This is a genomic window from Fictibacillus phosphorivorans (assembly GCF_007673525.1).
Taxonomy (GTDB): Bacteria; Bacillota; Bacilli; order Bacillales; family Fictibacillaceae; genus Fictibacillus; species Fictibacillus phosphorivorans_C.
On record NZ_VDZU01000001.1, the window covers coordinates 3,361,087 to 3,384,710 of the forward strand.

Below are 23,624 nucleotides of genomic sequence, written 5' to 3' on the forward strand. Positions count from 1 at the left end.
TCTTTCACATTCTTTCTTTTGCTAGTGCGTTTTCAATGACCGTTGCCAAACAGTCTATAAATTCCGGCTTTGCGTTAGGCATCTCAGGACGATAATAATTCACGCCCAACTCATCTGTGACCACTTTACACTCATAATCGTTGTCATATAAAACTTCTAGATGATCGGCAACAAAACCAACCGGACAATAGATAAAATGCTTGTAGCCATGCTCGTTATAAAGATCTTTAGTTAAATCTTGCACATCTGGTCCGATCCACGGTTCAGGTGTATTACCAGCACTCTGCCATCCAATCGTGTAATGAGGGACATTCACCTCTTTTGCGATCAAATCAGCTGTTTCCTGAAGCTGCGCCGGATAAGGATCTCCCATTTGTAGAATCTTTTCTGGCAGACTGTGTGCGGAGAAGATTACAACGGTTTTGTCGTGTTCGTTCTCTGGAATAGAGTTAAACGTTTGTTTAATGCCGTCCGCCCAAAATTGTACATACTTCGGCTCATCATACCAGCTGTCGATCGTCGTAAAGGATGGTCCACCGATTTTTGCAGACTCTTCCACAGCACGTCCGTTGTATGATTTAACGCTGAACGTTGAATAATGAGGAGCAAGAACAAGCGTTACTGCTTCTTCAATTCCATCTTCCTTCATCTGCTGCACAGCATCTTCAATGAAAGGATCGATATGCTTCAAACCAAGATAGCTTTTAAACTCACGATCGGGATAACGCTCATTCATCTCTGCTTCAATTTTTTGCGCTTGCTCTTCTGTAATCTTAGCAAGTGGCGAGATTCCACCGATCTGTTCGTAGCGTTCTGTAAGTTCTTGCAGCTGTTCAGGAGAAGGCTTACGTCCTCGTCTTATATGTGTGTAATAGCTTTCTACTTCATCAAGACTTCTTGGCGTTCCGTACGCCATGATTAATAGACCTGTTTTCTTGTTACTCACTTTTTATCACCCTAGTTTTTTAGACGTATATTCATGAACAAAGGTGGTCAACTGCTTTAATGTTGCAATGTTTACTTCAGGGAAAATACCTTTTCCGACATTGAAGATAAAGCCTGGTTCTTCCATACCTTCATCCAAAATTTCTTTCGTACGTGCTTCGATTACTTCCCATGGCGCCAATAGAATGGAAGGATCTAAGTTTCCTTGAAGAGCCTTCGTAACACCCATCTGACGAGCTTCTCTTGGGGACAATCTCCAATCAAGTCCGATCACATCGATCGGAAGCTCGTTCCATTCCATGATTAAGTGTCTTGCACCTGTTCCGTAAAGAATCAAAGGAATATTTTCTTCTCGTAGTGATGAGAAGATCTTGTACATCACAGGCTGAATGTATTTTCTGTAATCAGCTGCATTTAACGCGCCGACCCATGAATCAAAAATCTGAAACGCTTGAGCGCCAGCTGCAATCTGTGCTTTTGCATAAGCGATCGTCATATCGCCTAGCTTGTCCATCAGCATGAACCAGCTTTCAGGATCAGAGTACATCAGCTGCTTAGTTTTATGATAATCACGAGATGGCCCACCTTCAACCATATAGCTCGCAAGGGTAAATGGAGCACCAGCAAACGTAATAAGCGGCACTTCTAACTGCTGTCTTAAAATTTTAATCGTATCCAAAACATACGGTACGTCTTTCTCAGGATTAATCGTCCCTAAGCGCTCAACATCTTCGCGCGTTCGTACAGGCTTATCGATCACTGGTCCGATTCCCGATTTAATCTCTACGTCTACTCCAATCGCTGGAACTGGAGACATAATGTCTTTATAAAGAATCGCAGCATCCACTCCATGTTGATCTACAGGGAGTTTCGTAACGCCAGCGCACATCTCTGGTCTATGTGTGATTTCAAATAGTGAATACTTCTCTTTCAGTTTACGGTACTCTGGCTGGGAACGGCCCGCCTGTCTCATGTACCATACAGGAATATGTGAATTCTTCTCCTTACGACACGCTTTCAAAAACTCTTCATTCATAGTCAAAACGTACACACCTTTCTATACAAGACCAAAAGCTGCAGCACTATTGTTATCTCCTAGCTGCTGAAACTTAAAACCTTTAACGTCAATATCCATACACATTGTAAGGGAATTCATAATAAAAGTATAGAAGATAAGCTTAATTGTCATGATTTTGGCAAAATGGATGTTCTTTGGGTGTTGAAAGCCTTTACAGGCGCATGCTGCTTAAACCCTATGAGATAAGTAAATGATGGATTTCGTCTTCGAGCACATCGATTAAGTCAAAAGTGGCATCAATTAAGTCGAAATGAGCAACCATTAAGCGGTAACACGCCACAATTAAGTCTAAAATGAAAAATATAGGCTTGCCGATACAGTTCGATTCCCTCGCTCTACTTCCAACTTCCAAACTCTCATCAAAAAGGAAGACGGCCTCCTTGGCCATCTTCCACTACCACTCATTCCTCATTTTTCTTCTTTTTCTTTTTCTTCTCATTTTCACGATCTTTACGAATCTTATCTCTTACTTCTTTTTTATCTTCCTCACCAAAACTCGGGAAAAGAGAGATGGACACCACATTCGACGGCTCTCCTTCTTGTTTTGTAAGAGAATTATACGGAACAACATAAAAGTCTGGCAGCGTGAAGAGATTCTTGCCAGAAGCACTATACTCCCCTTTGCCTTTTATCGTATCTAGTAGAGTCGTTTCTCCTTCATTTACCGCGTAAACCTTGTATTGCAGGCGCTCGTCTTTTGACGGAGTCCAATTCAGTTGAACGGAAGGAATTCCATAGTCCCCCATACCAAATGAAGCACGCAGATCGTTTAGATCAATAAGCTCGATTGGCGGTGGCAAGTCTTTTACCCCGTCAGGTTTTTTGAACGATAGTCCTTGTTGAGACGGCATCTCGTTAATCACTTGTTTAAATAAGAGAGTAGGTAGAGAACTACCGCTATTAAGGTATGCTTCCTTGGTCGTTCGATCATAGCCAACCCAGACTGCACCGACTATTTCTGGCGTATATCCGACAAACCATGTGTCTTTGTTTCCTTTATCTACGTTCGGATAATTCGTTGTACCCGTCTTCCCGGCGATCTCCATGTTCTCTTTTCCATCAGATCCAGTTCCGTTCTTCACGACTTGCTGAAGCATACGCGTCATGTACCATGCATTCTGTTTTTTCCAAACTTTCTTTTCTTCCTTTTTTGCTTTGCCGATCAGTTCTCCTTCATTGTTATAGATCTTGCTGATCACGAAAGGCTCGATCGTTTTACCCTCATGAAGGAAACTGCGGTATCCTTTTACCATTTGCAACGGGGTTACACCTTGATCGATGCCGCCGAGTGCAATTCCGAGTCCTTTATCCTCAATCGGCATGCCAAGCTGTTCAAGATAACTTTTAGAATCAGGTATTCCGTTCTTGTTCAACAGCCATACTGCCGAAGAATTTACAGAGTGAGAAATGGCATCCACCATGGAAACTTCACCATCGTATCTGCCGTTATAATTCTTAGGTTCATAACCGTCGTAGCTTAATTCTTCGTCACGCAGCATCGAATAGGGTTTGTATTTTTCAGACTCAAGGGCAGGACCATACACGGATAAAGGCTTAAAAGTTGAACCTGGCTGACGATTCACCTGTACGCGATTAAGTCCCTCTGTCACATAATTTCGTCCGCCTTGAACAGCGAGCAGACCACCCGTTTTTCCATCCATCAGCACCATAGCGCCTTCGGGTTTTTCCTGACCCGTCCCTATAAAATAACGACCGTCTTGAAAGCTCTTATACACAGAATCTTGTGCAGCAAGATCCATTGGAACGACAATTTTATAACCACCTTGTCGCAGCTCTTCTCTTGAAAGTTGATACTTTTCTTTTGCTTCTTTTATAACCATATCAATATAGGTTGTATAAGCCGGATTTCGTTTTTCTTGCTGAAAATCTAAAGCAATCGTTTTCCCTTGCGCCCTGACGGTTTCAGAAGGTGTCAGATAATCTTGTTTCTCCATGAGTGTCAGAACGAGATCACGCCGCTCTTTCGCTTCCTTAGGATTCTTTAATGGCGAATAATAGTTTGGTACTTTCGGAAGTCCGGCAAGCATCGCACCCTCTGCTACAGTTAATTCGCTGGCATCCTTATTGAAATACGTTTTTGCAGCGAGTTGGATGCCGTATGCGCCATGGCCGAAATAGATTTGGTTCAAATACATCTCCAAAATCTTATCTTTCGGGTATCTTCTTTCCAGATTGATCGCAATTACAGCTTCTTTTGTTTTTCTTAGCCATGATTTCTCATGGGACAAAAAAACATTCTTTGCTAGCTGCTGAGTAATCGTACTGCCGCCTTCGACTTTTCCACCAGCTAGAATATCTTTATAGATAGCACGCGAGATCGCTTTTACATCAATTCCATTGTGTTTATAGAAACGGCTGTCTTCAACTGCAACAAATGCTTCCTGCACATGTTTTGGGATGTCCTCAATGTCTACGATCTCTCGATTTTCATCATAGATCTTCGTAATTTTATCTCCGTTCTCGGCCACAAGGACAGTAGCTGAATCCATTACAAGATCTTTTTCATCGATCACATAATCTCCCGCCAAGATAATGAAGAGATAGGCAAAAAAACCTATTATAAGTGAACCCGTTAAAATTCCGAGTACGATAAGACTTCTCTTTACCATAACCAACCCTCATTTCATTCTAGGTCGAAAAGTACATTTTATATAATTTTCCCTTAGTTGGAAAGTATATTACAAGTAACCAACTTCTTACACTGTTTAATGTGCTGAACGGTTGGGTAAAACAAAGGTAAATCAATAAAAAGGGCAGGGATTCCTATGAACATATATATTACTTATGGGACTTTAGACTATTTAGCAACATATCAGGAAAAATACGATGGAGCTCTCCTACTAGAAGGCGACTCTAATTCTGCTCTCGTAATTGAAACAGATGGAGAGAACCCATTTACAGAAAAACATGAGTATGAAGTGATAAACCAAAGAGGATCCTTAACTGGTGCTGGTTTTGTTGTTATGAACCACATCCCGGTATCTGAAGAAGGAAGGTCTCTTTTTGAAGAACGTTTCCAAAATCGTGCCGGGCTGGTTGAAAGCGAACCAGGCTTTACTGGCATTAGAATACTACGACCTCTTCACCAAGATCCTTATATCGTAATGACACTTTGGGATTCACATACTGACTTTACGAATTGGCAACAATCCAAAGCTTATGAGGAAGCTCATAAGAATAGAGGCACATCAAAAGCACTTCCAGAAACACTTTTTACTGGAAAATCATTTGTAAAAGAATACATGGTTGCAAAATGACTAGAAATCCATCAACAATAAAAAGTGCATCTGTCATATTAAATCCTTCTGCCGGCCAAGGCAGATTACTGAATCAGTGGGATGCCGTGCTAGAGCAGCTAAAAGTTGGCTTTGAAGACGTTCAAGTGTATAAGACGACCGCTCCTGGGGAAGGAGCTTCCTTTGTTAAAGAGCTGGAAGGTAAGACCGATTTGATTATTGCCGCTGGCGGTGATGGTACGGTACATGAAATTGCAGAAGCGGTATTGTCGATTGAAGAAAATCAACCAGCTTTCGGAATCTTACCAGGTGGAACGTGCAATGACTTTTCAAGAGCGTTAGGCATGAATCAAAATCCAATCAAAGCCGCATTACAACTCAGTGAAAAGAATTTTAGCCATATTGACGTTGGAGAGTTTAACGGACATTTCTTTACAAACTTCTGGGGTGTTGGATTGATCACACATGTTTCAGAGTCAATTGACCCCGATACGAAAGAGAAGTTTGGTCGCCTTTCCTATTACTTATCAGCGGCAAAATCCTTTCAAACTTGGGAGCCATTTGAGATATCTATTTCATCCGAAGAGTTTCAATTTGATGGACAGGCTGCCATGTTTCTTGCTGTAAACGGTCCTTTTACCGGCGGGATACGGCCATTTTTTCCTGATACAGATATACAAGACGGAAAGCTCGATTGCTTGCTGATCGAAGAACCTTCCACATCGTTTATATGGGACGTTCTTCTGAATCGATTATCCGATACTTCAAAAGAAGGACAAGGGTACCATTATTTTCAAAGTTCAGAGATCAGCATAAAAACAGCTCCCCAACAGCTTATTGACTGTGATGGAGAGCGTCAGCATCGTACACCTGCCGTTATTAAATGTTTGCAAAATCAACTACTCACACTTACTGGGGATGCTTCCTTCTAAAAAAAGGAAGCTTCCTTTTTTGATAAGCTCTGATCGATTCACGTCCAGCTATACAAAGCAGTAGCCAAACCGTTCCAGCACTAAATCCAGCTGCTATGTCAGATGGATAATGAACGCCTAAATAAACACGGCTAAAACCAATAAGAAGAATTGTAGATATAAATGCAATCGTGAGAATGATCTTAAGCGGTTTTCCTCTTCTGCTTCTGACGACCAAGTAACCAAGAAAACCATAATAGATAAGACTGCCCATGGCATGTCCACTTGGATAACTGAAACCTTGTTCTACGATTAAACTATCTTCAGGTCGTATTCTTCCAAACCAATGTTTCAACCCAAGGTTTAAAAGACCTCCGCCTGCAACTGCAATCAAATAGAAAATAGCACCCCAATAGTTCTTGCGTTTTGCGATCAGCCAGATCAGACTTCCTACTAACAACAGTGTTAGAATATCTTTTGACCCAAAAAAGGTTATCACTTTCATTACTTCCGTTAGCGTGTCACTTCTGATATCCGTTACATATTGAATGATCACTTGATCGAACTCAAATACCTCATTCTCCATCAAATCTTCTGAGAGCTCAAAAAAGATATTTAACGATAAGAACGAGAGACCTAATCCACTTATCACATAAATAAGTGGGAGGATTGGAAAAGGTAGTTTATTGGCTAGTTCTCGTAACATAAAATTCTCCTCAACATCATTTCTTTTTCATTTTATTTTCGAGCTTACTTGTTGATAAAAAGTTTCTAAATCACTTCTCTATAAATTAGTTCACACAGATGAGCTCTTATTAAATCTAAGTTTTCACTCTTTTTTCTTTGTATAAACCACTTTAAAACATTGTCGTTTTTTTGTAGTCGTTTGTAAACGGTCATTGAGGTGTATTTATTGACGTTTTAGCAAACTTTATTGTTTTCCAAGATTTTTGAACGGACACTGCTTTAGTTTGGATAGCAGTACTCCATGCGACACGGCAAATAACGGTATGTGTAATAAAAAAGCCGCTCAAAGATGAGCAGCTTTAGAACGTTTTCTATTTAACAAGCTTAACTAACATGTGAGCAAGCTTATGACGCTCTTCTTGCTCTCCAACTTTCCATAGTTCTTTTAAGAGATTCTCTTCTGAGTTACGAGGCTCCTCATGGTTAGCTAAGTAATCTGCTACTTTCTCTGCAGTTTTTGCAAGTGTTTCTTCGCTCATGCCCAATTTTTCACCGATTTGCACTTTCCCATGCAAGTAGCTCTTAAACTCTTCAAAGTTTGATAAGATCTCGTCTTTTTTGCTCTCGCTCATACGGCTTGCTGTTTCTTCTACCTTACTTGTGTCAACGTTACGCTCTTCATCAACCATGTGTCTGCTATCCATTTTTGTTACCTCCTTAGATTTTGTATCACTTTTGTTCAACATTTGTTTCACGTATAGTAGTCTTTTACCGATTTTCCCAATCCTTAAACCTCATTCTGCAGTTCCTGTTTTTTTTAGTACGTCTTTCCTATAAATTTGTTTATGGTAAAGGGAAAAGGGGAAGGATATCTCTGTAGAACAAGATTCAGGAGGTTATACAAATGGAAAAAGACTTACAAGCACTAATCGATGGACTAAATGAGGATCTTGCAAACGAGTACTCAGCAATCATTATGTACAACCATAATGCAGCTACGGTTTCTGGTTTGTACCGTCAGATTCTAAAACCTTTCTTCCAAAGTGAAATTGCTGATGAGCAAGGTCATGCTCTTTATTTAGCAGAAAAGATTAAAACACTTGGTGGTACACCGACTACTCAACCAAAACCAGTTAAACAAGTAGAGAGTGTTCGTGAAATGTTGGAAGAAGCTCGAAACGCTGAGGAAGATACGATCAGACGTTATGAAGAACGTAAAGAGCAAGCATCTAACTTAAAATTGACTGAGCTTGTCGTTCAGTTAGAAGATATGATTGCTGATGAGACGAAGCACAAAGAGGAAATGGACCGTTTATTAAGCGACAGTCGATTCTAAATCACACATATTACAAGCACCCGTAAATTACTGCGGGTGCTTGTTTTGTATAATCCGCTTCTTTTTTTCATCTGTTAACAAACGCCATCGGAAACAATTCTTTGCCACATGACCTAAATCATCAAGAAAATGATAATTGGCATAAGCCCCAACAATTGCTCCCAATCCTGGGATCATCTGAAGCATCTTTATGAGATCGATATGATCCCGATAATCCTGCTGCAGTTCTTGCCAATTCATTTGGTTGATCGATTCAGGAGACTCCGGAAATTCTTGAATGGTCTCTTTCCATGAGATTACCCTTTGATATGCCTCTTCTCGCTTGTGCGGATCAGAAAAAGCTAGACGAAATACATGCAGAATAAAGATTCTCTCTTTGTAGTCTTTAACATCCAACCCATAAATACTAGCTGCTTCGAACAAAAATTTCATTTTTATTCCTAACAATAATGGAAGATCTGCAATACCTAGCAAAATGCCTCCAGCACCTGTTCCTGCTCCCTCAATTGCTGCTGTTTTTTTATAGAAGGATAGCCGATCTTCAAATTTAAAATCCCGCTCTCGTAGATCTGCAGTAAACTTAATCGTTTTTTTAGTCGTATATTCAGAACCGATCAGAGTCGCTTTAATCATATGTTTCATACTTGATGTCATAACATCATGCACTTTTTGCGGAATTTTTTCATTGATTTTTATTTGAAGAGATTTTGTTGTCTTATTCCATAGTGAGGGCCTTTTACACATTTCCGTTTCCCATTTTTTAAGCTCTTCTACTACTTGTTCTTCATAAGTGTTCATCATCTACCTCCCTTCTTCTATACGATTTTTGTTAGTCTTTCGTTTCAATATTTTCGCCCTCACGTTATGAGATCTACACAATCATATTTGCAGTCGGAATTCCTAGTGGGAACGTAAACACATTTTTTGGATCGTATTTTGTTTTCACTTCAATTAAGCGAGGAAGGTTCACGAAGTAACATTGTTCTAACCAGTCCTTAATACAATTATCATGAAAATTCACATAAGCTCCATCCGCATAAGGAAGTAGAGAATTTCTTAGACTTTCTACCCAGCGTGTATTTATGTTTGCCTCACTCTCATTCTGCCATTTCGTAATGTATAACAAACTGAACAATGCTTCTCTATGAACATAAGCAGTTTCAGTTGGACTTATACAAGAAGCATTTCCAGCTAGAGCTTGCAGCTGCACTTTGTTCTCAATACTAGGTGAGTTTGATAGGAATTCTTTGAGTTTTTTTATCGCACTAATCGGTAGCTGCCTTTTCGCAAACGCACCTGTATTCTTAAATGGATGCGCATCAGGATCACCATGGTTAACAGCATACTCCATCATCCCTGGCATCATTCCTCCAAATATCTTAACCGCTTCAATATAAGGTACTTTCTTAACTTCAACTACTTTTGGTGGAAAGGCGATCAAAAGAGGCTCCAGCAACTTTTCCAGCTCATCCGTACTGCCAAGAAATTCTCCTAATGCACGTAACTCACCAATGTCTTTCGTTAAGAGATCAATAATGGCTGTCAATCTTACGTCTGTATAAGGAGCCCATTTTTGCCACGCATCCACCACTTTTTCAAACCCTTTAAAGTCCCATGTAATTTTAAAGATGGCAACATCATCTACGGGAACAATTTGAAAACGAAATGATGTGACTACACCAAAGTTCCCTCCACCACCGCCTCTTGATGCCCAGAATAAGTCCGCGTTCTCATGCTTATTTGCTATGATGATATTTCCATTTGCATCAACCATCTCCAGCTCCAGAAGCTGGTCGATCAGCATTCCATAAGGCCGGGTTAACATCCCCCATCCACCACCAAGTGTCAGACCAGAAAGTCCTACTGATGGACATGTACCTCCTGGAATCGTGAAACCTTCTTTATACAATTTTTCATATAATGGAAAAAGCAATGCCCCAGCACCAAGTATGGCCGTTTTTGATTTCCGGTCCACTCTTACTTCATTCAACTCGCTTATGTCTATCACTAAACCTCCATCTAATGATGAATAAGCTTCATAACTATGCCTTCCTGTTCGAATCCGAAACTTAACCTTCTTCTTTCTTGCCCAACGTATTGCGTTTGAAACGTCTTTAGCAGTTTCACAAAAATTGATAATCAAAGGAAATAAGTTAAAACGAGTATTGAACTCTTCTCTTGCTAGATCATAATCAGGACTTCCTGGTGTTACAATCCTCCCTGTTAGTCCATAAGTATTCATGAGGCCCAGCTCCCTTCCATAAAAACTTATAGGCATTAGCTATGAAAGATGCCGAAAATCTGTATATAAAAAACTTCCCAGCTAAGAAAGAGCTAGGAAGTCAACGTAATGTGTTTTTTTGTCATACTAGGCAGTCGTAATATACTGTATAGAATTGCTCCCACAGGCATTAGGATCGCGATCATCCAGTCTCCTGAGAGTAATCCATAAAAGAGGCCATAAAATCCCCCTTGTATGATCAGCAAGTATCTCAGCCAATTTTGAAAGGCTTTTACTCTTGTATCTTGTTTGATCGGATAGATCATGAATACAACATTCCATCTATACTGGGTGTAAAGTGTAAATAATTGTAGCGCAAACATTTGAAAGAACAAGAACACGACAATCAACTGCCACCACCCTGCAGGAATTAAATAAATAAACAGAAAGCCGATTAAGATCAGTCTTACATATAAGCCTAGGTAATCGCCTGAACGGACAAATGTCTTCATGTATAGAGCAGAAAGTGCATTCTTCTTTTTAAAAGAAAAACTGGCTAAGCTGTTTAACCATGGTCGCTTATGAACGGTCTGCTTTAAAGCCGGGACATCTGTAAAGTAATTGACGAATCGGTAACCTTTCATCTTTAAAGACTGTTCTTCGGCTAATAACATTTCCCACTGATAGCCATGCTGTTTCTTAAAGACCCCGAAAACAAAATTCTTTAAGACATACATAATCGCAAAAATAGCGATTAAGAATATGTACGCTTCATTAAAGAGCAAATAGGCATATACAAAGTTTACAATGAACCTCATGATCTTATAGTTCGTTTGATGACTCTTATAGGGTAATCGTCTTTCTTCCCATGATACATAAATATTAAATACTTTGGCTGCGATCAGAAAGAATCCAAACGTGACATACATCTTCCATCCATCATGGATAAAGAATTGAACAATCGGCCATAACAGCGTAAAGATAAATAAAGTTAAAAAAGCTCCAGTAGCTGTTGCAGAGGAGATTGCTTTTGAGAAATATTGTTTCATTCCTGATTCTACAGGAAGTAAAAATACGAGATCTCCTTCTTTTAACAATGTACGGATTGGACTTTTAGTCAACCAGAATGAAAAAACGATCGTTAAAATAAAAACGGCCGGAAAATTTTCAGGAAGTGCTTGCAGAAGCTTAGCATAATATACACTTCCGATCACGATGAGCAAAATTAAGGAAACAATAAGTCCGCTGTTTGCCATTAAACTAAAATATTTAAGCGTTTGGGTAACGTGTGCATTGCGTCGTTTTGTCCATAATTTTTTTACATCGATCATGTGACTTTACCTCTTGCTACATAGAGATAGATCTCATCTAACGTCGCATTCTCCAGCCCGCTTCTTACGCGTAGTTCCTCTAAAGTTCCGCTTAGGACCAGCCTTCCTTCATGCATGATCAAAAAGCGATCGCAATATCTTTCTGCCGTAGACAAAATGTGAGTAGACATCAGTACGCCAGCGCCGTTGTTTCTAAATTTAACCATATATTCTAGAAATGATTGAATACCTAATGGATCAAGACCCACGAACGGTTCATCCACGATATATAGCTTAGGTTCGACCAATAGTGCACAAAGGATCATTACTTTTTGCTTCATCCCTTTTGAGAACTGACTTGGAAACCACTTGATCTTATTATCCATTCGAAACTCTTCTAGTAATGGGCGTACACGAGTTAAAAAGGTTTGTTCTTCTAGTCCATATGCCATTGCTGTTAGCTCTAGATGTTCCCATAACGTTAATTCTTCATAGAGAATCGGCATCTCAGGTATGTAAGTAAATTGACTTCGATAATTTTCTGGTTCTTCCCTGAACGTCTGTCCATCGATTTTAGAAGTGCCTGACATGGGTTCCATGAGACCTAACACATGCTTGATGGTTGTACTTTTACCGGCTCCATTCAATCCGATCAAGCCTACTATCTCATTTTCTTTCACCGTGAAATCTAAGTGATGAATAACAGGCTGATTGGGAAGATACCCTCCTGTTAGATCTGTAACTTCAAGGATTAGTTTCATATAGTACCTCCTTCTGCAATCCAGCATTTTCATTATTGTTTGCCATTTTTCTCGTTTTACACCTTATGAGGCAGGCATCGGTGTCGGAGTTGGCTCTGCATATCCTTCTTTGTATTTCTCATCGATCATGTTTCTAATTTCCACCGGTGTTTTTCCATCAGCAGAAGCACTCATGCTGATCGCTGCGATCTCTAAACATGTACCGCACTTTGTACCATGATCATCCCATACGATTTTTCCATCTTCTTTGTTTTCTGAAACAAAGCAATCATAATTGTCTTTATGACCTGCCGATTCACCACAGCCACAAAAACAAGGCATTGATTCTAGCAGTTCTTTATATTTCGGAACTTCCGCATAAATGGCAGCGATCTCATCAGGTTGCTTTTCTAGAAATCCTGGCAATACATCCATTGAAGCAGTAAGTTCTTGAATATCACCGTTCGGCAGATGATTCTCATGTCCTTCATGAGAAGCTTCCTGTTTAGCGCTTGACTGCTCTTGGTGATTTTTATGCTCATCTTCTGATTTATTCCCGCACCCTGAGATGAGGAAACTAACACCGAGTGTCATTGTAAAAATAAGTTGTCTTTTTTTCACGGAGAGTCCTCCTTTTTGTCATTCTTTCCTTATAATAGCTCAATTCACGTTTCCTTTACCAATTTTATATGTATAACTTATAAGACTTCCTGGACAAGATATAAGAGAAGAAGGTATCCCCCCTTCTTCAAGGAGAAAGATGCAAGGTATTAGATTTTTTCAGATATGCTTTTCTTTAAGGAGATGGTTCTCTTGGACTATTTAGTGCTTGAGCAATTACAAATTCTTAACATTGAGGTGCATGGCTAAAAAATCGTATTGTTTTGTTTTCGTGTTCTCCTTTCTTCTCTAACCTCTATAAGAAGAAGGGTTCTATTTTTGAATAGGACCCTTCTTTTTTTTTTACCTGCTTTTGGAAGTGTTGATTTCCGTTACAGGCTGCTCGCTTTCCATGGGCAGACGCTGAGCCACATTCGTACGTTTCACTCTTAAGTGTCTCAGCTGCCTAGTTGCAGTGGCTAGCCCCTCAAGGTCAAAAGTTGAACGGTCTGTGATGAGCAAAGTGCGCCTTCGTAGCCCATTCACCTTTTGCATGTCGGGGCTGAACGAGCCCACTTCCACTTTTTGAAATGCCCGCCTTCTTGCTCCTTACTCCTGCGTCTACAAGTTAATGCTAGCGGAGTAAGCTTCCTCGTCGCATGCCTTGCGAGATGCATTTCAGGTGGTAGGCACGCACCTTCCACTCCAATCAACCTGTCTATGAAGAAAATAAAAAACATTCACAAGCAACTATCGTATAGAAAAGAACCTTTTAATAAGATAAAAAGAATACCTTATTTTTTAGGTTGATCTTGTGTGATATGATAAGTAAAAAAAATGAGGTGAGCCACTTGTCCCACGATTCAAACTGCATTTTTTGTAAAATTGTTGCGGGAGAAATTCCATCCTACAAAGTGTACGAAGATGAAAACGTCCTAGCCTTCTTAGACATCAGTCAGGTAACAAAAGGACATACGCTGATCATTCCTAAAGAGCACTCCACAGATATTTTTGAACTGCCTGCAGAAACAGCAGCGAAGCTTTATTCTGTCGTGCCTAAAATTGCCTCTGGAATTAAACAAACGTTTAACCCGATCGGTCTGAACATCTTAAACAACAACGGTGAAGCAGCTGGACAATCTGTTTTTCATTACCATATGCACTTCATTCCACGCTACGGACAAGGTGACGGATTTGGAGCAGTCTGGAAAACACAGGATACCCCTGCAGACGAAATGACTGAAATCGCTCAAAATATTAAAGAAAACGTTAAAAACTAACGTTACATATTAAAACTGCCTTTTTTAAACTGGGGCAGTTTTTTCATATTCTTTTTTGCACAATCTTTGTTGCTCTTGAAAGTAGTTGATCTCCGTTACAGGATGCTCGCTTTCCGGGGGGCGTGCGGTGAGCCACCTTGTCGCATCGCTCTTAGGTGTCTCACCTGTCCCGCTCATCCCCCAAGAGTCTCGCACCTTGCACTCCAATCAACTTTTTCCAAGAAGTAGTTCTAAAAATTTTTGAATGCAATCATTTTTTAAACATAGCAGTTTTACATTTTTGATGAGGAGGAGAACGATGACACGCATCTATTTTCAAGCCGGACCCACAACATTGCCAAAAGAGGTTATGCAGCAAGCAAAGGAAGAGTGGGATGACTTCTTAGGTACTGGATTAAATATTATGGAGCATAGCCACAGGGGTTCAGAATATGAAGGCATCCATAATCAAGCGAAAACACGCATGAAACGTTTGCTCAATATACCAGATACACATGAAGTATTGTTCTTACAAGGCGGAGCAAGTCTACAGTTTGCCATGATTCCAATGAATTTTATTCAAGGTGGTAAGACTGCAAAATACGTACTCACTGGGGCATGGTCTGAAAAAGCTTATAAAGAAGCTCAGAAAATCGGAACGTGTGAGGCAGTCATTACAGGTAAGGACTCGGACTATCGCACCCTTCCAGAGATGAACTATGTTTCTAGCGAAAATGACGCCTATCTTCATATTACTTCCAATAACACGATCTATGGCACACAATGGTCAGACCTACATGCCTTCACTCATCCAAATCTTATAGCGGATATGTCGAGCGATATTATGAGCAGACCCCTATCTGTTGGAGATTATGGATTAATCTATGCCGGTGCTCAAAAAAACCTTGGACCTTCGGGTGTAACCGCCGTTATCGTACGTAAAGATCTGCTACAGGAAAATAAATCTGTTCCATCCATCTTGTCGTATTCGGTTCATGCAAAAAATAATTCTCTTTACAACACGCCTCCTGTTTACTCCATCTACTTGCTAAACCTTGTACTAGGGTGGGTAGAAAAGTGTGGTGGTGTCATTGAAATGGAAAAGAGAAATCATAATAAAGCTGGAGTCATCTACGATACGATTGATAGAAGCAATGGGTTCTACAACGGGTATGCTACAACTGAATCACGTTCGAACATGAATGTTACTTTCACTCTTTTAAATGACGAACTGGAAAAGCTGTTTATTAAAGAGAGTGAAGAAAACGGAATATATGGGCTAAAAGGACACCGGTCGGTCGGGGGTTTCAGAGCTTCTATCTATAATGCTGTACCTCAAGAATCGTGTGATAGCCTAGCACAGTTCATGAGACATTTTCAGGAAAAATACGGAAAGTAGTTCACAAACCTTTTCAGTTGTACGTGCATCTGTTAACATAAAGGTACTTTCGCATTAGGCCAAGAGGGCACTATTGGAAAGAAATTAGGCTAAGAGTAGCTGAGGAGAGATGAGAAAATGAATACGAATACTAAATCATTAGCTTTAACATCTGTACTTATTGCATTAGGGTATGTGTTTCACACTGTTGTACCCCCATTATTTTTTGGAATGAAACCAGACTTATTACTCGTGATGATGTTTTTAGCCATAATGCTATCACCTACTAAACAAAACGTGATCATTGCAAGTATGGCAGCTGGAGTCATTTCAGCACTAACAACTGGTATGGCCGGCGGACAGATCGCCAATATCGTTGAAAAACCTATAACTGCTTTTATCTTTTTGGCGTTGTTCTTACTTGCTAAAAAAGTAAAAGTAAATGCGATAAGCGCTGTTCTTTTAACAGTAGTCGGAACGATTATCAGCGGTACATTATTCCTCATGGTCGCCATGCTCGTAGCGGGATTACCTGGTACATTACTTAGCTTCATTGGAATGATCGTTGTTCCAACAAGCGTCGTTAGCGGCTTGATCATGTTCTTTATCTACCCGATCGCAGATCGACTATCTAAACGTTCAAACATAACTGCTAATTAAATAATGATAATTTCCAAATAAAAAGCCAGCTCCTATGGAGTTGGCTTTATGTATTTATCCTCTTCTTCTTTTTCTTCTTCCCACGTCTGAAAAGCTGCTATCTCAGTTGATAACGTTGAAAAAATAAAAGCTAGGACAGTTGCATCATCCAATAGTCCTGCTCCGATTAAAAAATCAGGCACTGCATCAATTGGACTAACAAAATACAGAAGTCCTGCGACCACTAATAGTAAAGATTTTTTCGAGACATCACGATAGTCGCCTCTTTTATATGACTTTACCATTCGAACTAACGCTTTTACTTGAGAGCCTAGGTTACTTAAACCTTGTTTATCTGGTTGTGAACTTTTTTTCTCAGCTTCTGTAACGAGCTCACCCGTTTGAGTAGAACTTTCGAGCACAGCATTCGCTTTTTCCTTCATTTTATTAAAGTAGTTGCCGATTGTGTTTTGTTTCAACCCATATCCCTCCATTCTTTTTATTATGTATACCCTCTTTTAAACATCTTCGTCAATTGTGAAACTTTTTTTCCTTTTCATTTATTTTATATTATCATTCTCCAAAGTCAGTCAAATATCTTCTGTTTTAGACAAGTATGACATTTTTTGAAACAACGTACTTCGTCACTATTTCCTTCTAACATTCCTATTGTATCAACGGTTTCAAATTTCGACCGTTCTATAATAGCTTAATCTTGCATGTCCAAACATGACGAAATCTATCGGGAAATATTTTTATATTCGTCATTATTTTTCATAGGAATATAAGAGAAATTCACGAATTCATTAGATAATAAAAGAATGAGGAGGAATTATAAGATGTCTAAACAAAAATCCATGGTAGTAGGTTTCGCATTAGGAACGGTGGTTACTGCAGCAGCTACTCTGCTTTCTACACCAAAAGCAGGTAAAGAAGTAAGACAAGATCTTAAAGTGAATATGGATAAAATGAAATCGACGTTCTCCAGCATCAAACGTGATGGCATTCAGCTTAGAGCAAAGATCAGATTTGCTAACAAAGAAAAAGAAGAGGCTCTACAAGAAACAGCTGCCTCTACAATTGAAGAAGCTCCTGAAGAAATGGAGCAAGAAATTAAATAATCCCAAAAAAATTCTCCCTTTTTGGAGAATTTTTTTTATCTATACTCCAAACGAGTAAGAACACTTACATCAACACCATATCAGCTAAAAGTTATATAACTATTTTACTAAAAAATAAGGAAAAATTGAAAAATTTTACTTTCTTATTATAGGAAATACTGGCATAATGAGGAATAGGATGTGTTTTATAAGATGGAGGGGCATTTTAAAAATGAACAAAGATCAATTATATAGTTTTCAAGAAGCCATGATCTATAGTCACAAACTTTCACAGATTAGTAAAGCATTATGGAAAAGTGTAGAAAAAGACTGGCAAAATTGGATTAAGGATTATGGTTTAAACATTAATGAACACCATATTCTATGGATTGCTCATCATCTTGAGGGTGCATCAATCTCTGATATTGCAAAGTTTGGCGTTATGCACGTATCCACTGCTTTTAACTTTTCAAAAAAGCTTGAAGAACAAGGCTATCTAACATTTTCTAAAAAAGAAGATGATAAGCGAAATACATATATTTGTCTAACACCTAAAGGTGAAGAGCTTTTACTTCAAACATTGAACACGTACGATCCTTCAAAGTTTGGTGTTTTCAGTGCTTCTATGCCGATTAAAGAGTTATTTGGAAGGTTCCCAGAGTTTCCTGAATTGATGTCGATCATCCGCAATCTATATGGCGATGACTTTATGTCGATTTTCAACAAACTCGAAGAAAAGATCGAAGCATCATTAGATGATCAGCCTGCATCACCTGTGATAGCAGCTGAAGAAATTGCCTCTTCTCATTCGTAACGTACAGATAACTCATAAAGCTTCTCCATCAAAGAAATATACTTTTCTTGTTGAAGCAAAGCAGTAATCGTTTCTCTTGGGGAAAGCTTTGGCGTTAACATGCCTGCAAAATGCAACAATAGCGGTGTGTAATGTACAAAGCCTTCTTCACTCTGCATTTCATATTTTCGTTGAAGCTCATCGCAAAGAAGGAAGACCTTATTCACTTCCTGCTCGGTGAGCTTCTTTTCCATGACCAGTCTAAAAAATGGATACGCTGTAAGATCGACACTCTCAATCGTTAGCTGATTATAAAATTCTAGTCGTTCAAGTCGTTCTTCCACCGTCTCCATACAAAACCCTGCTTTCTAGTCATTGTCTGTCTATAATAATTATAATCCAACTTTCTCCATTTGGGTATGAATAATTGAGGAAGAATAAATAAAGCGCTCCTTCCCTAACGTGCTCGGGTAGAAGCGCTTTTTTCTAGTTATTCGTATAGACTCCGAATTTAATAGAGTTCTTCTTTAGATCGAATTCTTCCGCTTTCACCGCATAGCCCTTCTTTGTTGGCATTTCGGTCACTCTCATCAAAATGCTCTCATCTTTCGGATAGACATCTACCCATTCAGGAAACTGGACGGTCTTTTTAATCAATGTAAACACCTCGTCACCGGGTAGTGGGAAACGTCCTACTTGCATATCCTTTTCCTTCAATAACAGATCACCGTTTTCAAGAACCTCAGGCTCAAAGGTAACCTGATAAGGAAGCTCTTGATCAAACGCGATAAATGATCCGTTAAGCACGGCTTCATCATTGCGCAAATTAACGTATACGTTCACATCTGGCGCTTTTTTGCGGAGCTCTTTATTTAACAGATCTTCCACCTGTTCCTTTTCTGTATGTATGCTTAAGAGCTTTTGATTGTCTCGAATATCTGTATCTAGTGAACTACGATCTAAACGGCCACCAACAGGGTCACTAAAAAGCATAACGGCTATGGCGATCGGTACAATTAAAAATAGAAGCAATAGTGTAAAAAATGCCGTTTTCCATTTATTCATAAATTTCTCTCCCTCTCTCATCTCTTAGAAGTTATTTTCCTATTCATATTCCACATATTTTGGTAAAGTTAAACAAGTAGTTCATGTTGGAGGTTTTCATATGGCAGGCTATATCTTCGTTTTTTTGGCACCAATCTTTTTATTCGTTTTTAACTCACTCACTCACAAGTTATGTGACAAAAAGAACTTGTCCTCAAAACAGCAAGACTCGGTTTATCGTACGATCAACGTTTCTATTACCATTCTGCTCATTTCATCCTATGTTTCAAACGTTCTATAGAAAATATAAAAAGGGGGAACCTAGATTGCATTCCCCCTTGAGTAACCGTACCATACACATGCTGCACCTTTTGATCAAGAGTAGTAAAACACACATTAACGAAACTGCTTATAAACGTCAAGCCTGATCAGTCCCCCTTCGTAAGAAAAGGTCCTGCTTAGCCGTCATTTATTTTAGCAGAAACATGCAGCACCTACGATAATCAAAAGAATAAACAACACAACAATCAATGCGAAGCCTTTTCCATGCCCGTATCCACCGTAACCCATGAAAGCCACCTCCTTTGATATTCTGTACACTATCCTATGCATGACCCGTAATTCACGCATAGGCATTCGCCCTTTAAATTAATTTAAATTTCTATTCACCATCAATAGCAGTAACAAGCTCCAATAATGATGAGAAGGATAAAAAGAACTAAGATTAGTGCTAATCCTCCCCCATGACCGTAACCATAACCCATCATCATACCTCCCTTTTCTTTCTCCATATCATATAGTGATACGCCCTATTGTGATTAGACGAATGACCCGGTTTTTTAAATTTTTTTATTAAAATCGTGTAGAATACCCGAAAATACTGGATTTATAATGTGTAAATTTTCTCATATTTCATTTATTGAATAGGAATACCCATAACGTTTATGCTATAGTAAGAGTTGTTAAATTATTACTTCACAGTAGGAGTGTTTGAAAATGAAAAAATGGATGTTATCAATTGGACTCACAGCGGGACTAATTTCATTATCCGCTTGTAATAATGCTGGTGGTGCTGATTCAGAAGCCATCGTAGAATCTAAAGCAGGAGATATCACGAAAGAGCAATTCTACAATAAGATGAAGGAACAGTACGGGGATCAAGTTCTTAATCAAATGATCGACGAAATGGTGCTTGAAGATAAATATAAAGTAACAGACAAAGAGATTGAAAAAGAAACAGATAAGATCAAAGAAGAGCTTGGTGGCGAGGATGCTTTCAAACAAGCACTTGAACAAAACGGCTTATCTGACGAAAAACAGCTAAAAGAACGCATCAAGTCTATGCTTTTAAATGAAAAAGCAGCAACAGAAGGTGTTAAAGTTTCTGAGGATGAAATGAAAAAAACATTCGAAGAAAAATACAAAACAGAAGTTAAAGCGAGCCACATTCTTGTAGAAGATGAGAAGACGGCTAAAGAAGTTCAAAAGAAATTGAACGAAGGCGGAGACTTTGCTAAATTAGCAGAAGAATACTCTAAAGACCCTGGTTCAAAATCAAAAGGTGGAGACCTTGGCTTCTTCGGTAAAGGCGCAATGGTTCCTGAATTCGATAAAGTTGCTTTTACCCTTGAAAAAGGAAAAACAAGTGAACTGGTTAAATCTGATTATGGTTACCACATCATTAAAGTAACGGACAAGCGTGAAAACAAGTTCGAAGACAAGAAAGAACAGATCGAACAAGAGCTTAAGCAACAAAAAGCGAAGCCTATCACTGAGATCTTAGAAAGCCTGAAGAAAAAAGCGGATGTTAAAGTAAAAGATAAAGAATTAAAAGAAAAGATGGAAAAGAAAGCTGAACAACCTCAAATGCCACAAATGCCTCAACAATAATGGTATGATATATGAAAACCAGACCTTTGATGGGGTCTGGTTTTTGTTTTGTACTTATATAGAAAGGCTATGGGACATCAAAATTGGATGCAATAGCCACAGAGAAGTTACAGATCACATAAAAATTGTGGTGAATCACATAAAAATCATGGTGAATCACATAAAAAAAACACGTCATCACATAAAAATGGCGTATCATCATATAAAATGATAATATCACTCGAACATACCTACCCTAGAAAGACAGAACAATCAAAAGACCTGCTCTTAGCAGGTCTTATCCTTAATTCTACAGACGATTTGAGTCATCATGATAATGATCTTCATCCCCTGCTGCTGCGACTAAATCCTCTGCATCATCATCTTCAGCGGAAGGCTGAGCCTTTGCTCTCTCAATACGCTCCATGTATACTCTGCCTTCTTCTTCAATTACTCTTTGCTCGATTTCACGATCTTCTTGGAACAATGTAACGATCCGATAACCACTATAGATAATGCCGCAAAGCACAAAATACATCCACCATGGAGTCATAGTAAAGAAGTTGCCCACTCCAGCTGAATATTCTTTTAACACAAAGGCAGCTATGAGTATGGCACCGAAAAATAAAGCAGCGTATCCTTTCATCATTTAACTCCCCCTTATTAGACAAGCTTTTAATCCAGTCTATGAGGGAAAATTAAAAGTTATGTCATGAAAGTACAGGTTCAGCTTTAGATTCTTTTTCCTTTTTGTTGGACTCCATTTTTTTATCAAACGCACGGAACATCAAGTAATAGAGTCCTGCACTCATTACTGCTAATACAAACAGAAGGTAGAACGTATTTTCAAAACCAATCCACATCGTTAATGGAATAGAGATCGGTGCGATCGTACGTCCGATTGTAAAGCGCAGACCCGCTGCAGCAAAGTACTGCCCTCTCATGTTTTCGGGCGCTAGCTTAGAAATAAAGCTTTCTTGGATCCCAACTACCATCAGTTCAGCCGTTGTAAAGATGACCATCGCACCAAAAAGGATCCACATCATCGTCGTACTTCCAAACACTAGCATCGACACACCATATAGAAGTGCAGAAAGAATAAATACCCTGCCTTCTTTGAATCGATTCATCCATTTAGCCATCCAAACTGTACATAACGCTACCATCAATCCGTTAAGCGAGATCAGATAACCAAAAACCTTTTCACCCGTTAACGAAATATCCCAATTGCCAATTGCAAAAAGCGATTGTTCTGGTACTTTTTCCGTTGTATAAACAGCTAGGAGTAGATCCATTTGCATGAAGGTCTGAGCTACAAGAATACCTGCTAAGATAAATAACAAGAATAATTTATCACTCGCGATCACTCGATAGTCTTTCAACTGTTCGCCGATCGCCTGGAACCAATTCTTATCAGTCCCTACTTGTTCTAATACTTCTTTCTTTACCGGAACCGTTTCACGAATGTATTTTGCTAACACGACGGCTAACACAACGCTTACGAGCAAACATGCTAGCAATAATTCAAAACGGTAAGAGAAAAAGAAGATACTCCCTAAGACAGGGCCAAAGACCACCGATATATTGATCGATGTGTAAAACACTGCAAACACTTCACTTCTATGCTTTTCTTCTACAACGTCTGCGATCATCGCATGACTAGCTGGCCAATATAGTGAACCAAACAATCCTAACGCTGAAAACGCAATAAACGTTAAGATCGGTGAATCCATCCACGGTGAGTTAGCAAGACAGAAAAATATAAACGTTGCTGCCTGGCCCCAAGCCGAGATTACCATCATCTTCTTTCGTCCATATTTATCCGCACAATAGCCACCTACAAGGTTTGTGATGACGCCGACAACTTGTGACAGGACTAATAAAATACCAGCTGTTGTTTTTCCCATTTCATCTGAAAAGTAAATCGCCATAAACGGGAAGAACATCCAAAACAATAGATTTACAAAAAACTCTCCAATTAAACGAACCTTTAAATTAGCATCCCAATCTTTCCATCTCATGCTGTCCACTTCTTCCTTTTTGTTATTTCCGACACTGTTGATTTATCTGATCCAACTTTTGAGCAGTCACCTTCATAAGCAAGCCGTGAATACAGCAATTTTTCCAATGAGAGCATAGAAAAAAGCCTATGAGTATACACAGTCACATGTGCATACCATAAGCTTTTCGTTAAAAAGGCTCGGGATGACACATGGAGAGATTGCTCAAAAGCAGGTAGAATCGCATAGCAAAATAAGCCTTCCCAAATGGGACTAGACGTTATTTAGCTTGCTTTCTTACCTTACCTTGAACAATGCTAACCATGAGTCATTGCCTCCTAAAATTTCGTTTCTTAACTTCCAATTCCAAATTTACCATAACTCCCATTTTTACACAATGGGTTAATTTTATTAATATTGGTGCTTCGTTGTCCTTGTCAGTTGTTGATTTCCGTTT

At 39.2% G+C, this 23,624-nt stretch carries 28 protein-coding genes; 10 read left to right on the top strand and 18 right to left on the bottom strand.

Annotated elements, in window-relative coordinates:
- Positions 1 to 4 precede the first annotated feature (4 nt).
- The 3 genes from hemH to FS458_RS16875 form a co-directional block, all read right to left on the bottom strand.
- Complete coding sequence (hemH, locus tag FS458_RS16865; RefSeq protein ID WP_144702849.1) at positions 5 to 946, bottom strand: ferrochelatase; 942 nt, start codon at positions 944 to 946, stop codon at positions 5 to 7.
- Positions 947 to 952: 6 nt separating this feature from the next.
- Complete coding sequence (gene hemE, locus FS458_RS16870) at positions 953 to 1,981, bottom strand: uroporphyrinogen decarboxylase (protein ID WP_144703764.1); 1,029 nt, start codon at positions 1,979 to 1,981, stop codon at positions 953 to 955.
- A 443-nt stretch (positions 1,982 to 2,424) separates the two neighbouring features.
- The gene (locus FS458_RS16875) at positions 2,425 to 4,653 is read right to left on the bottom strand and encodes a transglycosylase domain-containing protein (RefSeq protein WP_144702850.1); all 2,229 of its coding nucleotides are present in this window, start codon (positions 4,651 to 4,653) and stop codon (positions 2,425 to 2,427) included.
- Positions 4,654 to 4,809: 156 nt separating this feature from the next.
- On the opposite strand from FS458_RS16875, the gene FS458_RS16880 reads away from it, so the two are divergent.
- Both FS458_RS16880 and FS458_RS16885 read left to right on the top strand, forming a co-directional pair.
- A complete protein-coding gene (locus FS458_RS16880) occupies positions 4,810 to 5,301 on the top strand; it encodes an antibiotic biosynthesis monooxygenase family protein (protein WP_144702851.1) in 492 nt (163 codons plus the stop codon).
- The gene (locus FS458_RS16885; RefSeq protein WP_144702852.1) at positions 5,298 to 6,212 is read left to right on the top strand and encodes a diacylglycerol/lipid kinase family protein; all 915 of its coding nucleotides are present in this window, start codon (positions 5,298 to 5,300) and stop codon (positions 6,210 to 6,212) included. Before FS458_RS16880 ends, FS458_RS16885 begins: the two co-directional genes overlap by 4 nt.
- Here the strand turns inward: FS458_RS16885 and FS458_RS16890 are convergent.
- Both FS458_RS16890 and FS458_RS16895 read right to left on the bottom strand, forming a co-directional pair.
- Entirely contained in the window at positions 6,190 to 6,897 is a 708-nt protein-coding gene (locus FS458_RS16890) for a phosphatase PAP2 family protein (protein ID WP_144702853.1), read from the bottom strand. The two genes, FS458_RS16885 and FS458_RS16890, sit on opposite strands and share 23 nt — an antisense overlap.
- Positions 6,898 to 7,249: 352 nt before the next feature.
- Positions 7,250 to 7,567: a DUF3243 domain-containing protein gene (locus FS458_RS16895; RefSeq protein ID WP_144703767.1), complete on the bottom strand. Its 318-nt coding sequence runs from the start codon at positions 7,565 to 7,567 to the stop codon at positions 7,250 to 7,252.
- Between the two features lie 215 nt (positions 7,568 to 7,782).
- Here FS458_RS16895 and FS458_RS16900 point away from each other — a divergent pair, with 215 nt between their 5' ends.
- Positions 7,783 to 8,214, top strand: coding sequence for a ferritin-like domain-containing protein (locus tag FS458_RS16900; protein ID WP_066391396.1), 432 nt, complete (start codon positions 7,783 to 7,785; stop codon positions 8,212 to 8,214).
- 27 nt (positions 8,215 to 8,241) lie between these two features.
- On the opposite strand, the gene FS458_RS16905 is transcribed toward FS458_RS16900, so the two are convergent.
- The 5 genes from FS458_RS16905 to FS458_RS16925 form a co-directional block, all read right to left on the bottom strand.
- A complete protein-coding gene (locus FS458_RS16905; protein ID WP_313957531.1) occupies positions 8,242 to 9,015 on the bottom strand; it encodes an EcsC family protein in 774 nt (257 codons plus the stop codon).
- Between the two features lie 70 nt (positions 9,016 to 9,085).
- The gene (locus FS458_RS16910) at positions 9,086 to 10,456 is read right to left on the bottom strand and encodes an FAD-binding oxidoreductase (protein WP_144702854.1); all 1,371 of its coding nucleotides are present in this window, start codon (positions 10,454 to 10,456) and stop codon (positions 9,086 to 9,088) included.
- A gap of 92 nt (positions 10,457 to 10,548) precedes the next feature.
- Positions 10,549 to 11,766 (bottom strand): ABC transporter permease, encoded by a 1,218-nt coding sequence (locus tag FS458_RS16915; protein WP_144702856.1) that lies wholly within the window; start codon positions 11,764 to 11,766, stop codon positions 10,549 to 10,551.
- A complete protein-coding gene (locus tag FS458_RS16920; protein ID WP_144702860.1) occupies positions 11,763 to 12,506 on the bottom strand; it encodes an ABC transporter ATP-binding protein in 744 nt (247 codons plus the stop codon). Before FS458_RS16920 ends, FS458_RS16915 begins: the two co-directional genes overlap by 4 nt.
- A gap of 63 nt (positions 12,507 to 12,569) precedes the next feature.
- A complete protein-coding gene (locus FS458_RS16925; protein ID WP_260858725.1) occupies positions 12,570 to 13,106 on the bottom strand; it encodes a PCYCGC domain-containing protein in 537 nt (178 codons plus the stop codon).
- Positions 13,107 to 13,936: 830 nt separating this feature from the next.
- Here FS458_RS16925 and FS458_RS16930 point away from each other — a divergent pair.
- Complete coding sequence (locus tag FS458_RS16930) at positions 13,937 to 14,365, top strand: HIT family protein (RefSeq protein WP_313957532.1); 429 nt, start codon at positions 13,937 to 13,939, stop codon at positions 14,363 to 14,365.
- 24 nt (positions 14,366 to 14,389) lie between these two features.
- Here FS458_RS16930 and FS458_RS16935 read toward each other — a convergent pair whose 3' ends face one another.
- Positions 14,390 to 14,560, bottom strand: coding sequence for a hypothetical protein (locus FS458_RS16935; RefSeq protein ID WP_260858727.1), 171 nt, complete (start codon positions 14,558 to 14,560; stop codon positions 14,390 to 14,392).
- A 103-nt stretch (positions 14,561 to 14,663) separates the two neighbouring features.
- Between FS458_RS16935 and serC the strand changes: the two genes are divergently transcribed.
- Together serC and FS458_RS16945 are read left to right on the top strand one after the other, a co-directional pair.
- The gene (gene serC / locus FS458_RS16940; RefSeq protein WP_144702866.1) at positions 14,664 to 15,743 is read left to right on the top strand and encodes a 3-phosphoserine/phosphohydroxythreonine transaminase; all 1,080 of its coding nucleotides are present in this window, start codon (positions 14,664 to 14,666) and stop codon (positions 15,741 to 15,743) included.
- Between the two features lie 117 nt (positions 15,744 to 15,860).
- Positions 15,861 to 16,382 carry a tryptophan transporter gene (locus FS458_RS16945; RefSeq protein WP_144702869.1) on the top strand — a complete coding sequence of 174 codons (522 nt, stop codon included), beginning with the start codon at positions 15,861 to 15,863 and terminating at the stop codon, positions 16,380 to 16,382.
- A 32-nt stretch (positions 16,383 to 16,414) separates the two neighbouring features.
- On the opposite strand, the gene FS458_RS16950 is transcribed toward FS458_RS16945, so the two are convergent.
- Positions 16,415 to 16,840: a YkvA family protein gene (locus FS458_RS16950; protein WP_186320596.1), complete on the bottom strand. Its 426-nt coding sequence runs from the start codon at positions 16,838 to 16,840 to the stop codon at positions 16,415 to 16,417.
- 360 nt (positions 16,841 to 17,200) lie between these two features.
- Here FS458_RS16950 and FS458_RS16955 point away from each other — a divergent pair, with 360 nt between their 5' ends.
- Together FS458_RS16955 and FS458_RS16960 are read left to right on the top strand one after the other, a co-directional pair.
- Positions 17,201 to 17,482, top strand: a complete 282-nt coding sequence (locus tag FS458_RS16955; protein WP_186320597.1) for a YtxH domain-containing protein — start codon at positions 17,201 to 17,203, stop codon at positions 17,480 to 17,482.
- 211 nt (positions 17,483 to 17,693) lie between these two features.
- Positions 17,694 to 18,275, top strand: a complete 582-nt coding sequence (locus tag FS458_RS16960; RefSeq protein ID WP_066391382.1) for an HTH-type transcriptional regulator Hpr — start codon at positions 17,694 to 17,696, stop codon at positions 18,273 to 18,275.
- Here the strand turns inward: FS458_RS16960 and FS458_RS16965 are convergent.
- Positions 18,266 to 18,607: a DUF1878 family protein gene (locus FS458_RS16965; protein ID WP_137790539.1), complete on the bottom strand. Its 342-nt coding sequence runs from the start codon at positions 18,605 to 18,607 to the stop codon at positions 18,266 to 18,268. The two genes, FS458_RS16960 and FS458_RS16965, sit on opposite strands and share 10 nt — an antisense overlap.
- 133 nt (positions 18,608 to 18,740) lie before the next feature.
- Positions 18,741 to 19,319 carry a YpmS family protein gene (locus FS458_RS16970; RefSeq protein ID WP_186320598.1) on the bottom strand — a complete coding sequence of 193 codons (579 nt, stop codon included), beginning with the start codon at positions 19,317 to 19,319 and terminating at the stop codon, positions 18,741 to 18,743.
- A gap of 100 nt (positions 19,320 to 19,419) precedes the next feature.
- Between FS458_RS16970 and FS458_RS16975 the strand changes: the two genes are divergently transcribed.
- Positions 19,420 to 19,599, top strand: coding sequence for a hypothetical protein (locus FS458_RS16975; protein WP_066391378.1), 180 nt, complete (start codon positions 19,420 to 19,422; stop codon positions 19,597 to 19,599).
- A 173-nt stretch (positions 19,600 to 19,772) separates the two neighbouring features.
- On the opposite strand, the gene FS458_RS16980 is transcribed toward FS458_RS16975, so the two are convergent.
- Together FS458_RS16980 and FS458_RS16985 are read right to left on the bottom strand one after the other, a co-directional pair.
- Complete coding sequence (locus FS458_RS16980) at positions 19,773 to 19,868, bottom strand: YjcZ family sporulation protein (protein ID WP_082861266.1); 96 nt, start codon at positions 19,866 to 19,868, stop codon at positions 19,773 to 19,775.
- Positions 19,869 to 19,969: 101 nt separating this feature from the next.
- Positions 19,970 to 20,089 (bottom strand): YjcZ family sporulation protein, encoded by a 120-nt coding sequence (locus tag FS458_RS16985; RefSeq protein WP_082861265.1) that lies wholly within the window; start codon positions 20,087 to 20,089, stop codon positions 19,970 to 19,972.
- 205 nt (positions 20,090 to 20,294) lie between these two features.
- Between FS458_RS16985 and FS458_RS16990 the strand changes: the two genes are divergently transcribed.
- A complete protein-coding gene (locus FS458_RS16990) occupies positions 20,295 to 21,188 on the top strand; it encodes a peptidylprolyl isomerase (RefSeq protein ID WP_144702881.1) in 894 nt (297 codons plus the stop codon).
- A gap of 289 nt (positions 21,189 to 21,477) precedes the next feature.
- Here the strand turns inward: FS458_RS16990 and FS458_RS16995 are convergent, their stop codons facing one another.
- The gene (locus FS458_RS16995; RefSeq protein ID WP_144702884.1) at positions 21,478 to 21,816 is read right to left on the bottom strand and encodes a sporulation YhaL family protein; all 339 of its coding nucleotides are present in this window, start codon (positions 21,814 to 21,816) and stop codon (positions 21,478 to 21,480) included.
- Positions 21,817 to 21,877: 61 nt separating this feature from the next.
- Positions 21,878 to 23,188, bottom strand: coding sequence for an MDR family MFS transporter (locus FS458_RS17000; RefSeq protein WP_144702887.1), 1,311 nt, complete (start codon positions 23,186 to 23,188; stop codon positions 21,878 to 21,880).
- Positions 23,189 to 23,624 lie beyond the last annotated feature (436 nt).